The sequence below is a fragment of the Streptomyces sp. NPDC088707 genome (assembly GCF_044752725.1).
Taxonomy (GTDB): Bacteria; Actinomycetota; Actinomycetes; order Streptomycetales; family Streptomycetaceae; genus Streptomyces.
In genome coordinates this window covers 328,124-340,339 of the sequence record NZ_JBIVLV010000002.1, presented here as the reverse complement: position 1 = coordinate 340,339, position 12,216 = coordinate 328,124, and the positions used below count along the sequence as shown (strand labels likewise).

At 73.2% G+C, this 12,216-nt stretch carries 8 protein-coding genes and 1 riboswitch; of the genes, 3 read left to right on the top strand and 5 right to left on the bottom strand.

Going from position 1 to position 12,216, the window contains the following annotated elements; translation table 11 throughout:
- The first annotated feature begins 3 nt into the window (after positions 1 to 3).
- A riboswitch (cobalamin riboswitch) is annotated at positions 4 to 232 on the top strand.
- A 162-nt stretch (positions 233 to 394) separates the two neighbouring features.
- The 3 genes from metE (at position 395) to ACIP84_RS08950 (ending at position 4,602) form a co-directional block, all read left to right on the top strand.
- Positions 395 to 2,713: a 5-methyltetrahydropteroyltriglutamate--homocysteine S-methyltransferase gene (gene metE / locus ACIP84_RS08960; protein ID WP_401796342.1), complete on the top strand. Its 2,319-nt coding sequence runs from the start codon at positions 395 to 397 to the stop codon at positions 2,711 to 2,713.
- Between the two features lie 335 nt (positions 2,714 to 3,048).
- Positions 3,049 to 3,621 (top strand): antibiotic biosynthesis monooxygenase, encoded by a 573-nt coding sequence (locus ACIP84_RS08955; RefSeq protein WP_401796339.1) that lies wholly within the window; start codon positions 3,049 to 3,051, stop codon positions 3,619 to 3,621.
- A gap of 318 nt (positions 3,622 to 3,939) precedes the next feature.
- Positions 3,940 to 4,602, top strand: coding sequence for a deoxynucleoside kinase (locus ACIP84_RS08950; protein ID WP_355959130.1), 663 nt, complete (start codon positions 3,940 to 3,942; stop codon positions 4,600 to 4,602).
- Between the two features lie 137 nt (positions 4,603 to 4,739).
- Here the strand turns inward: ACIP84_RS08950 and ACIP84_RS08945 are convergent, their stop codons facing one another.
- The 5 genes from ACIP84_RS08945 to ACIP84_RS08925 all read right to left on the bottom strand — a co-directional run bounded on the left by ACIP84_RS08945 (position 4,740) and on the right by ACIP84_RS08925 (position 12,203).
- Positions 4,740 to 6,170, bottom strand: coding sequence for a lamin tail domain-containing protein (locus tag ACIP84_RS08945; protein ID WP_401796336.1), 1,431 nt, complete (start codon positions 6,168 to 6,170; stop codon positions 4,740 to 4,742).
- Positions 6,171 to 6,334: 164 nt separating this feature from the next.
- Positions 6,335 to 7,480 carry a PQQ-dependent sugar dehydrogenase gene (locus ACIP84_RS08940; protein WP_401796333.1) on the bottom strand — a complete coding sequence of 382 codons (1,146 nt, stop codon included), beginning with the start codon at positions 7,478 to 7,480 and terminating at the stop codon, positions 6,335 to 6,337.
- A 211-nt stretch (positions 7,481 to 7,691) separates the two neighbouring features.
- Complete coding sequence (locus tag ACIP84_RS08935) at positions 7,692 to 8,516, bottom strand: class I SAM-dependent methyltransferase (protein WP_401796330.1); 825 nt, start codon at positions 8,514 to 8,516, stop codon at positions 7,692 to 7,694.
- Between the two features lie 184 nt (positions 8,517 to 8,700).
- Complete coding sequence (locus ACIP84_RS08930; RefSeq protein WP_401796327.1) at positions 8,701 to 9,459, bottom strand: ABC transporter ATP-binding protein; 759 nt, start codon at positions 9,457 to 9,459, stop codon at positions 8,701 to 8,703.
- On the bottom strand, positions 9,456 to 12,203 hold the full coding sequence (locus tag ACIP84_RS08925) for an ATP-binding cassette domain-containing protein (protein ID WP_401796324.1): 2,748 nt from the start codon (positions 12,201 to 12,203) through the stop codon (positions 9,456 to 9,458). Before ACIP84_RS08925 ends, ACIP84_RS08930 begins: the two co-directional genes overlap by 4 nt.
- Positions 12,204 to 12,216: the final 13 nt, after the last annotated feature.

The following is a 12,216-nucleotide window of genomic DNA, read 5'->3' as shown; positions in this document are numbered from 1 at the left end:
GCCTAAGGTGGCCGTGCAGCTGGTTCGCCCCGTCCGCCAGGCGGGATGCGTCGTAAGAGGGAACCCGGTGGGAATCCGGGACTGCCCCGCAGCGGTGAGCGGGAACGACCGCCGTCATACGCACTGGGACCGGACAACGGTCCTGGGAAGCGACGGCCAGTAGGTGCCCTCCGGTCGCATCCGGAGAGCGTGCCCGCGAGTCCGAAGACCTGCCCGTTGCCCGCGCGCGGACGATTCCGCGTGCGGAGATCCCGGTGACCTCGTGGGCGGGTCGGCGCGCATATCGAGCGGCACGTGCGGCACTTCCGCGTCGTGGTCCGCCGGTCTGTCCGTTCCTTCGCGTCCGCGTCCCGTCTCCGGGGCGCTCAGGACACATCTCGCGAAGGAGAGTTCCGTGACACCGAAGCCCGCGCCAGCACGAGCCACCGTGTACGGGTACCCCCGCCAGGGGGAGAACCGTGAACTGAAGAAGGCCGTCGAGGGGTACTGGAAGGGCCGTGTCGACGCCGGCACGCTCCGGGAGACCGCGGCCGAGCTGCGCAGGTCGAACTGGCGGGAGCTGACCGAGGCCGGCCTCCACGAGGTGCCGACCGGTGACTTCTCGTCCTACGACCACGTCCTGGACACCAGCGTGATGGTCGGCGCGATCCCCGACCGGCACCGTGCGGCCGTCGAGGCGGACGCGCTCGACGGGTACTTCGCGATGGCCCGCGGCACCGAGGACGTCGCGCCGCTGGAGATGACCAAGTGGTTCGACACCAACTACCACTACCTGGTGCCCGAGCTCGGGCCCGACACCGTCTTCACCGCCGACTCCGGCAAGCAGGTCGCCGAACTGAAGGAGGCCCTCGCGCTCGGCCATGCCGCCCGCCCGGTGCTCGTGGGCCCCGTCACCTACCTGCTGCTCGCCAAGCCCGCGCGGGGCGTGGCCCCGGACTTCGAGCCGCTGACCCTGCTGGACCGGCTGCTGCCGGTGTACGCGGAGGTGCTCGCCGATCTCCGCGCCGCCGGAGCCGAGTGGGTGCAGCTGGACGAGCCGGCGCTGGTCCAGGACCGGACCCCGGCCGAGCTCGACGCCGCCGCCCGTGCCTACCGAGCGCTGGGCGGCGCCACCGACCGTCCCCAGCTGCTCGTCGCCTCCTACTTCGGGCGGCTCGGGGACGCCCTGGGCGTGCTGGCCAAGGCACCGGTCGAAGGGCTCGCCCTCGACTTCACGGAATCGGGCGCCGCCAACCTGGAGGACCTCGCCGGCGTCGGCGGGCTGCCCGGCAAGCGCCTGGTGGCGGGCGTCGTCAATGGACGCAACGTCTGGATCGACGACTACCGCAAGTCCCTCGGAACCCTCGGTACGCTCCTCGGGCTCGCCGACCGGGTGGACGTCGCCGCCTCCTGCTCCCTCCTGCACGTGCCGCTCGACGCCGCCGCCGAGCGGGGCATCGATCCGCAGATCGCCCGCTGGCTCGCCTTCGCCCGGCAGAAGACCGCGGAGATCGCCGTCCTGGCGCGCGGGCTCGCCCTGGGTACGGACGCCATCGCGGCCGAACTCGCCGCGAACCGGGCCGACCTGGCGTCCCGTTCCGGGTCCGCCCTCACCCGGGACCCCGCCGTACGGGCCCGTGCCGCCGCCGTCACCGACGCCGACGGGCGGCGCTCGCAGTCGTACGCGGTGCGGAGCGTGGCCCAGCGGGCCCAGCTCGGCCTTCCGCTGCTGCCGACGACGACCATCGGCTCGTTCCCGCAGACGAGCGAGCTGCGCGTCGCACGGGCCGACCTGCGGGCCGGCCGGATCGACGCCGCAGGCTACGAGGAGCGGATCAAGGACGAGATCCGCGAGGTCCTCTCCTTCCAGGAGAAGACGGGGATCGACGTCCTGGTGCACGGCGAGCCCGAGCGCAACGACATGGTGCAGTACTTCGCCGAGCAGCTCACCGGCTACCTCGCCACCGAGCACGGCTGGGTCCAGTCGTACGGCACCCGCTACGTCCGGCCCCCGGTCCTGGCCGGGGACATCTCCCGCCCCGAACCGATGACCGTGCGCTGGACGACGTACGCCCAGGCGCAGACCTCGAAGCCGGTCAAGGGCATGCTGACCGGTCCGGTGACCATGCTCGCCTGGTCCTTCGTACGGGACGACCAGCCGCTCGGGGAGACCGCGCGGCAGGTGGCCCTCGCCCTGCGCGACGAGGTGACCGACCTGGAAGCGGCCGGGACCTCGGTGATCCAGGTCGACGAACCGGCGCTGCGCGAGACGCTGCCGCTGCGAGCCGCCGAGCACGCCGCCTACCTGGCCTGGGCGACCGGGTCCTTCCGCCTCGCCACCGGCGGCGTGCGGCCGGACACCCAGATCCACACCCACATGTGCTACGCCGAGTTCGGCGACATCGTCCGGGCCATCGACGACCTCGACGCCGACGTCGTCAGCCTGGAGGCGGCCCGCTCCCACATGCAGGTCGCCGACGAACTCGCCGCGCACGGCTACCCGCGCGAGGCCGGCCCCGGCGTCTGGGACATCCACTCCCCGCGCGTCCCCAGCGTCGGGGAAGCCGCCGCCCTGCTGCGCAAGGGACTTGAGGCCATCCCCGCCGAGCGTCTGTGGGTCAACCCCGACTGCGGTCTGAAGACCCGTGGCTGGCGCGAGACCCGCGCCTCCCTGGAGAACCTGGTCGCGGCCGCCCGTGAGGTGCGCGCCGAACTGGCCTCCGGGAGCTCCTGATCCCGTGGGCCCGGGCCGGACGCCGACGGCGCCCGGCCCGGGCCCGGGGCCGGGGCCGAGGTCCCCCCGGCGCGGCGAGTCGGGGAGGGTCGTGCGCCGGCAGGGTCGACTGCCATGACGAACGGTGCCCTGACGCCGGGCCCGAACAGCGCGCGGGGAGGCGATCTCACGCCTGGGCGCACGGCCCGGTCAAGCCCGGGAGCGACTGACGTCGCCGGTCACGGCGTACGCGCCTGGAGCGCTCTCCACGGTCCCCCGCGGAGGGTGCCGAGCGTCACCCCCGGCGGTCCACGCGTAGAGTACGGCCGGGCGCGGTGAGATCAGATGGAGTTCCCATGACCGCGATCAGCCTTGAGCACGCCACCGTCCCCGCCGACACGGGCGAGGTGACCCTCCTCATAGCCCGCCGGGTGGAGCCCGGCCACGAAGCGGCCTTCGAGCTGTGGGCCCGGGGCATCCTCGACAGCGCGGCCGCCTTCCCGGGTCATCTCGGCCACGGCCTGTTCCGCTCCTCCGGCGGCGACGCCCCGTGGTTCCTCGTCCACCGCTTCCGGGACGAGGCGGCGTGCCGGGCCTGGCAGGAGTCTCCCGAGCGGGCGGCCTGGTTCGCCGACTGCGAGGGCCATCACCACACGGAGATCGCCCGACGCACGCTGACCGGCATGGAGACCTGGTTCGCCAAGCCGGGCTCGACACGGCCTGCCCCGCCCCGCTGGAAGATGGCGATCGGCGCGACCCTGGCGATCTACCCGATCTCGGTCCTGGGAAGCCTCCTCCTCGTCCCCCGGCTCACCGGACTCCCCCTGCTGCTCAGCAGCGCGATCATCGCCTGCGTGTTCAACGTACTCATGACATACGTGACGATGCCCGCCGTGAGCAGGCTCCTGCGCAGCTGGCTCACGCCGTAGCCCACCGGGGTCGCCGCCCGCGTCGGGGGCGGTGAGGCGGGCGCCCGCGGTCCGGCCCACCCGGGCCGCGTTCGTCATCTAAAATTCAGGGCGGCCTCGGGGCCGCGGCTCGTCGCTGCGCGCGGCGGCCGCGGAACCGTCAGGCCGGTCCAGGTCGGCGGCCCCCCGGGGCCCCGGCCCGGACGGGACCACATGACGCTGATCACAAAGATCCCAGGGAATCGGGTGACCGCCGGCGTGCGTCTCATCGGTGCGGGTTTCCCAGCTCACCCGGCTCACCCGCCCACGCTAGAGAAGACCCCCAGGGAGAAGTGAGGTATGTCCGTGATCTGCGTCGGCGGCATGATCGGAATCGGCAAGACGAGCGTGGCCGAGCTGATCGCCAAGGAGCTGGGCAGCGACGTCTTCTACGAGAGCGTGGAGGACAACCCGATCCTGCCGCTCTTCTACACGGCGAGCCCGGAGGAGATCCAGGCGAAGCGGTACCCCTTCCTCCTCCAGCTGTACTTCCTCCAGACGCGGTTCGCCGCGATCAAGGAGGCGTACAAGAGGGGGGACAACGTCCTCGACCGGTCCATCTACGAGGACTGGTACTTCGCCAAGGTCAATCACGACCTGGGACGGATCAGCTCTCTCGAGATGCGGGTGTACGAGGGGCTGCTCGACGAGATGATGCGCGAGATCGACGGCCTGCCCTACCGCAAGGCTCCCGACCTCATGGTCTACCTCAAGGCGGACTTCGAGACGGTGCTGCACCGCATCGGGCTGCGCGGCCGCGATTTCGAACAGGACGAGAGCCTCGTCGCGTACTACCGGACCCTGTGGTCCGGCTACGACGACTGGGTGCACAAGCACTACTCGGCCAGCGACGTCCTGGTCATCGACATGAACCACACGGACATCGTCAACAACGCCGAGGACGCGGCGCGCGTGGCCCAGGAGGTCAGGAACGCGCTGGCGGAGGCCACCCGGCGCGCCTGATCCGGTGCGCGGGTCAGGCGGCCGGGAGATCCGGCCGTCGGGAGGTCCGGCCGCCGGGAGGTCCGGCCGCCGGGAGGTCCGGCCGCCGGACGGACTCACCCGTCGTCCGGGGAGTCCGCGCCGCCGTCGTCCGGTTCTCAGCAGGCGAGGGTGCCCCTGCGCAGGGCGTGGCCGCCCGTGGTGCTGTCGTCCGACCAGTACACCGGTTTGGTGCCGCCGACGCACTCGTCGGCACCGGCCACGGCGAAGCCCTCGTTGTTGAGGTCGGGCATCCCGCTCGGGCGCTGGTAGGAGGCGGCGGGGACGAAGGTGCCCGCGCTGCCGATCTTCATCGTCTTGTGCAGACCGCCGCAGGTGTCGTCGCAGACCGTCCACAGCCGGGCCGCCTGCGGCTCCCACTGGAGCTCCATCACGCCGGCCATGCCACTGGCGACGGTGGCGACGCGGGTGGCGGTGCCGCTGTCCTGGAGGACGTACGCGTGGACCGCGCCGGTCCCCTCCACGCCGAGGAGGAAGATGCCGCCGGTGTGCGCGCCGTACCGGTTCGGGTCGTAGGCCGCGCCGGTCGACTCGTCCTTGAACCCGGCCGCGACGAGGGTGGTGTCGGGGATCCAGGTGATCGCCTCGAAGCCGAGGTTGGAGCCCACGGCCGGCAGCCCGGCGGTCAGGTTCCACTCCTTCGTGGCGGTCAGGGTGCTGCCGGTGCCGGTGGCGACCTCGTAGCGGAGCACGGACAGGCGGCTGGTGCCGGAGGCGTCGCCGTCGCGCTCGGTGGCAACGTACGCGCCGCCCCCGGCGCCGGCTGCGGTCAGGGTGACCGCCTCGCCGTCGGGGCTGCCGCTCCCGCCGGGGTAGCGCAGCGACTTGCCGGAGGTCCAGCCGTCGGCGGTGTCCGGCCGCCAGCCGCCGGAGCCGTCGCGGACCAGGCGCCACAGCCTGCCGGAGTTCTGGGCGGCCCAGAGGACGGAGCCCTCCTGGTACAGGCCGCTGAGGTCCTCGCCGAAGACGTGGGACCCGTCGGCGGTCGACACGGAGCTGCCGCCGGGCCAGGACGCCGGGTTCGTCCCGCCACCGGAGCCGCAGCCGTTCGGCGCGCTGAGGGTCAGGGCCGCCTTCCCGAAGGCGCCCGTGCCGTCGGGGCAGCGCGACCAGGACGGGGCGGAGTGGGCGCTCCAGGTGAAGCTGTCGACGAGGGTGCTCCCACCCGGCAGGTAGAGGCGGGCCTTGTCGCTCGAACCGAGGCCGAACGCCGCGGCCACGGCGAACGCGCGCGCCGCCCCCGGAGCGAGCGTCGTCCCCGCCGGAACCGTGAAGGTGTGGCTCGCGTCGTCGTCCTTGAGGACCCAGCCGGAGATGTCGACCGCGGCCGCGCCCTTGTTGAACAGCTCGATCGAGTCGTCGACGCTGCCGGTCGTCACCACCTCGTTGATGCGGATGTCGTCGGCCGGAGCGGCGTGCGCGGCCGGGGCGGCCAGCGTCGCGGCGGCGAGCAGGGTGGCACCGGCGACGACGGCGAGGCGGATCGGGCTGAGGCGGCGACGGCCCAGGGGGGCGCGAACTTCGTGCACGGAGTGTCCGTCCTGAGAGAGTGGCGAAGGGCGTCACGAGACTCACGCCCGCCGCCGAACGCCGGTCGGCGTCGGACCCGTTGTCACATGAACGCCCGCCGAACGACAGGCGGCCCGCCGCGGCCCGCCCCGGTGTCGGGTCGGGCCGTGGCGGGCCCCGTCGGCTACGCCGCGTCGATACGGGTGATGGCGCCGCCCAGGGCCAGGACGTACAGCTCGCCCGCGCGGCCCTCCACGAACGAGATGACCTCGCCGCCGTTGACGACGAGGTCGTTCACCCCGGTCACCTTTCCGTTCCTGAGCGCGAGGGAGCGGATGGTGCCGTCGCAGTAGTCGCTGAACACGTACTGACCCCGGAGGGCCGGGATCGCGCTCCCCCGGTAGACGAATCCGCCGGTCACCGCGCAGCCGAGGCCGGTGCGGGCGTACTCGTGGATCGGGCGCACGTGGTTCGCGGGCTCGGTGCCGCCCCGGAAGGGGTGGGTGCCCTCCATCTGCGACCAGCCGTAGTTCTCGCCGCCCTTGCTCCTCGCGGGTGCCCGGTCGATCTCCTCCCAGTCGTTCTGGCCGACGTCACCGATCAGGAGGTCGCCCGTGCGCGCGTCGAAGGAGAACCGCCACGGGTTGCGCAGCCCGTACGCCCAGATCTCGTCCTTCGCGTTCGGGTCGTCGACGAAGGGGTTGTCCGAGGGGATCGCGTACGGTGTGCCTCCGCGCGGGTCGATCCGCAGGAGCTTGCCGAGCAGCGTGTCGAGGTTCTGCCCGTTGCCGTGCGGGTCGCCGCCCGCGCCACCGTCCCCGAACGCGATGTAGAGGTATCCGTCGGGCCCGAACTTGATGTCGCCGCCGTTGTGGTTCGCGTACGGCTGCGTCTGGGTGAGGACGGTGCGCCGGGTCTCCGGCCGTATCCTGCCCTTCCGTACGGCGAACTCGTCGATGGTGCTGGTGCCTTCGAGATTCGTGTACGAGATGTAGAGGTGCGTGCGTGCGGGGTCGAACGCGATGCCGAGGAGGCCCCGTTCACCGTCGGTGGTGGTCTCGGCGGAGATGTCGAGCACCGGTTCACCAAGCCCCCGCGGCCCCAACACCCTGACGGTTCCGGCCCGTTCGGCGATCCAGATCGCGCCGCCCGGACCGGCGGCGCCGGCGATCGGATTGCGCGCCGTGGCGACATGCGTGAGCGAGATCTTCGCGGCCTTCGTGACCGGCTGCCGGGCGTCGGCGTCCTCCGCGGAGGCCGTTGCCAGAGCGAGGGAGGTGACAAGACCGAGGGTGCAGAGGAGGGCAGAGCTTCTCGTGCGAACGTTCACCGTGATCCTCCTGGAGGCGGTGCATGGGGGAACCCGGCTGCTCGGGGCAGTGGTCGGGGTCGTCGTCGCCCGCGCCAGCACGCAACCGGGGTGGGGGGACGGGGTGTACCGCTGGCCACGGAGGAGACTACTGGGGCGCGGACGATTGGTATAGGCCAAGTGCGTCACCGCACGGGTGACGGAGGCGCGTCTGCGGAGCCGAAATCCGGGATCAGTCCTGCGGGCGGCGGGCCGTGACGAGGTAGTAGTCGAGATGGTGCTGCTCGTAGGCCTTCAGGAAGTTGCGCGGCCAGGTTCCCGGCTTCCACTGGTCCGACAGCCAGCGGTCCCAGCCCTGCCACACGTACGGTCCGATGGACACGGCCCGCGCGTCCGTCAGGCCCGCCCGGGTCAACGCGTCGGTCACGAGCGTGACGGGACGGGCGATGTCCAGCCCGTCGGCGAACGTCTCCAGGTACGACGCGAGCCGGGCGCCGTGGTCAGGGTCGTCGTCGGGGGTGAAGAAGCTCGCGACGACCACCCGGCCGCCAGGCCGAAGCACCCGGGCCGCCTCCCGGGCGAAGGCGGTCATGTCGTCGAAGTGCTGCGCGGCCTCGACGCTGTAGACGCAGTCGAACTCACCGTCGCCGAACGGCATCTCCTCCGCCGCGCCACGGACGAACCGGAGCGCCGACGGCGACGTCTCCAGCAGGTCCGCGTTCGCCCGGCGGGCGCGGTCCAGCTGCTGCGGATGGATGTCCATACCGGTCACCCGCTCCGGCCGGTACTCGCGCAGGGCGAGCGCACAGCCGACCCCGAGCCCGCAGCCGACCTCGACGACGCGCCGACCGTCGAGCGGACCGGCGGCGTCGAGCACCTGCCGGTACATCTCCTCCTGGCTGCGGACCCGGTCGTCGACCGCGAGCGGTCCGGCGAGGTCGATCGAGCGCCAGTAGCCGAAGTTGATGAATCCTCCGGCGAACACCGGGACCGAACTGAGGTCCGCCGGACCGTACGTCTCCCGAACAGCGGCCCGCATCTCCACCGGCTCCCTCACCCGCGTCACCTCCGCGTCCAGTCTGCCGCCCCGCCCCACCCCTGTCGACGGCGCCCCGCACCACGCAACCCGAAAGAGCGCACGCGCCGATACCGGCGGGGGCGGGGGGCCCGGACGGGGGCGCGGGGGGGGGCGTCCTCGTCGGCGGGGCGGGGGCGCGGGGCGGAGGCCCGCACCTCGCCACTCACCGAGCGGTCGATCCACCGGTCCCGCTACCGCTACCGAGGTAGGCCTCCCGTACCGCCGGGTCCGCGTGGACCTCCGCCGCCGGCCCTTCGGCGAGCACCCGGCCGAGGTCGAGCACCACGACGCGGGAGCACAGCTCCATCACGAAGGCCACGTCGTGCTCGACGAGCAGCACCGCGCAGTTCTCCTCGTCCGCCATGCGGCGGATGACGTCGGCGAGTCCGCGACGCTCCTCGGCGGTCGTCCCGGACGCGGGCTCGTCCAGGAGCAGGACCCGGGGCGGATCGGCGAGCGCGCGAGCCAACTCGACCATGCGGGCCTGTCCGACGGGCAGGCCGCCCGCGTACGCGTCGGCGAGGGCGTCGAGCCCGCACTCGTGCAGCACGGCTGCGGCCCGCTCCCGGCGGCGGCGCGCCGCCGGCCGCACCCCGCCCCGCCAGTCCTGTGCCACCACGAGGTTGTCCGCGACGCTCAACTGCCCGAAGAGCTGCTGACGCTGGAAGGTGCGCCGAATGCCGTGCCGGGCCCGCCAGACGGGCGAACGGCGGGTGATGTCCGTACCGTCGTACGCGACGGTTCCCGCGTCCGGCCGCCGCATCCCCGACACCACGTCGAAGAGCGTCGTCTTGCCCGCGCCGTTCGGCCCGATGAGGCCGCAGATCTCCCCGGGGCCCACGTCGACGGTCACGTCGCGCAGGGCGTGGACACCGCCGAAGCGGACGTCGATCCCGCTCGCGCGCAGCAGGGGGTGGCTCATCGGCGGACTCCCGTTCCCAGGTAGGCCTCGGCGAGCCGGTCCCGGTCCACCTCGGACCGTGGCCCGGACCAGGCGATCTCGCCCTGTGCGAGGTACGCGACGGTGTCGGCGATGCCGAGCACCTCGGCCGCCTTCTCCTCGACGAGGACCAACGCGGTTCCGTGGTCCCGGAGTTCGGTGAGGAGTCGGAAGACCTCGTCCACGACGAGCGGCGCGAGACCGAGGGACGGTTCGTCGGCGACGAGGACCGCCGGCGGCCGCTGGAGGAGCGGGGCGAGGGCGAGGAGCTGCTGCTCGCCACCCGACAGGGACCCCGCGGCGACGGACCGGCGGGCGGCGAGCGCGGGGAACCGCGCGTACACGGCGTCCCGGTCCTCCGCTCCCGGCAGCTGGAGGGCGAGGTTCTCCTCGATCGACAGCCCGGCGAAGATCCCCCGGCCCTCGGGAGCCAGTCGTACCCCCCGTCGGGCCCGGGTGACCGCCACGTCGCGGGTGGCGTCCTCGCCCCGCACCCGCACGAGCCCGCCGGCCGGGCGCAGCAGCCCCGCCGCGACCCGGCAGAGGGTGGACTTCCCCGCCCCGTTGGGCCCGAGCAGGACCAGCACCTCACCGCCGCGCACCACGAGATCCACGCCGTGCAGCACCGGCGCGCCGCCGTATCCGGCGTGGACGCCGTCCAGTTCGAGCGCGCTCGCACCCGGCGGCACGCCGGGGCCGTTGCCCCGGGTCCCGCGGCGTGGCGGAACGACCTCCCGCACGGGACCCGGTACGGGACGCGTCAGCGTCTCCGGCACGGGCGCCGGTTCCGCCTCCCGCGCCGCCCCCGCCCCCCGCTTCGCCGCTCTCCGGGCGGCGCGCCTCGACGGCAGCGCCGCGCAGTAGCCGTCCGGGTCGTTCGCCAGCGCGAGCCCCGCCAGACCGAAGAGGATCACCGGCAGATGCGCGGACTCCGTCACGTAGGTCGCCATCAGATGCGGGATCACCGCGAAGACCAGCCCCGCCACCACCGCGAACTGCGGCCTGCGCACACCCGCGGCGACGACGACCGCCAGCCACACCAGGCCCGTCATCGCCGTGAAGTCCGTGGCCGTGATCCTGGTGTTGTACGAGGCGTAGAGCACCCCTCCGAAGCCCGCGAGGCCGGCCGACACCGTGAAGAGCAGGAGCTTCGTCCGTACCACCGACACCCCCGACGCGGCGGCGGCCTCCGGGGCCGAGCGGACCGCCAGCATGGCCCGGCCCCGACGGGAGCCGCGCAGCCAGGTGAGCAGCGCGACGAGCACCCCGCTGAGCAGCACGAGCGCGAGACCCATGGCCCGGTCGTCGCCCAGGTCCACGGGGCCGGCCACCGGCCGCGGGATCTCCCACCCGGTGTCGCCGTTGCGGAGCCACCCGAGCTGGAAGAGCACCTGGTCCGCCAGGAACGCGAGCGCCAGGGTGGCCAGGGCCAGTGACCTGCCCCCGAGCCGCAGGGCGGGCAGCGCGGCCACCGCGCCCAGCAGGGCCGCCGCCGCCGTGCCGACCGCCGCCGCGGCGACGAAGGGCCAGCCGTGGCTCATCAGCAGCCCCGCGACCAGGGCGGCAGCGGTCACGAACGTCGCCTGGGCGAGGGACACCATCGCACCGAGCCCGGTGACCACCGTGAACGACATGAACACGAGCCCGATCGCCAGCCCTTGGGTCAGGATCCCGCTCCAGAAGGGGGTGGTGACGGTGTAGAACGCCGTACCGAGGAGCACGGCGGCCACCAGCCACACTCCCCAGCGGCGCCCCCACCCCTTCCCGGCGAGGTACTCCCCCGGCGGCGGGTCCGCGGCCGCCGTGCCCGCCGCGCGGCGCCGCCGCACCAGGACGACGAGACCGGCGAAGAGGATGAGGAACGGCACGGCGGTACGGAAGCCGGTGATGCCCTCGGCGAACGACGCGTAGCCCGCCACGAGGTTCTGCAGCACCCCGAGCCCGAGACCGCCGACGAAGGCGAGCGGCACCGAGGCGAAGCGCCCGAGGACCGCCGCGGTGGCCGAGACGAACAGGAAGAGCGTGTAGTCGTGGGCGGAGAGCCCGAGGAGCGGGGTCGCGAGGACACCGGCGAGGCCCGCGAGACCGGACGACAGCATCCACGCGGTCGAGGACAGCCGGTCCGCGCTGATGCCCCGCAGCTCCGTCAGCGCGCGGTCGTCGACCGCCGCCCGCAGCCGCAGGCCGAGCCGGGTGTGCCGCATCAGGACCCACAGGCCGGCCGCCGCGAGGGCGGTGGCGATCCAGGTGATCAGCTGGTCGGAGTCGACGCCCACTCCGTCGAGCGGCTGCCAGGACACCGCGGGGCTCGGCCCTACGCCCGGCAGTCCGAACTGGTTCTCGGCGGGCAGGACCGGGGCGCCCGCCCGCTCCAGGAGCTCGACCACCCACAGCCCGGCCGCGGGCAGCGCGACCAGCAGCCCGATGGTGGCGACGATCTGCGCCGTCTCGCCGACCTTGGCCAGCTTTCTGAACATCAACCGGTCCAGGCCCCAGCCGAGGCCGGGCGCGACCACGAGCACCAGGAGCAGGGCGGTGGGCACGGCCGGCCAGCCGAAACCCGAGTGGAGCTCGTAGAACGCGAGCGCGCACAGATAGGCGGTGGCGCCGTGCGCGAAGTTGAAGAGCCCGGAGGCGGAGTACGACAGCACGAGGCCGGTCGCGAGCAGCGCGTACAGCGCGCCGGAGACCAGCCCGCTCAGGACGAAGCCCAGCAGGTCACCCACGGGACGGCGCCCC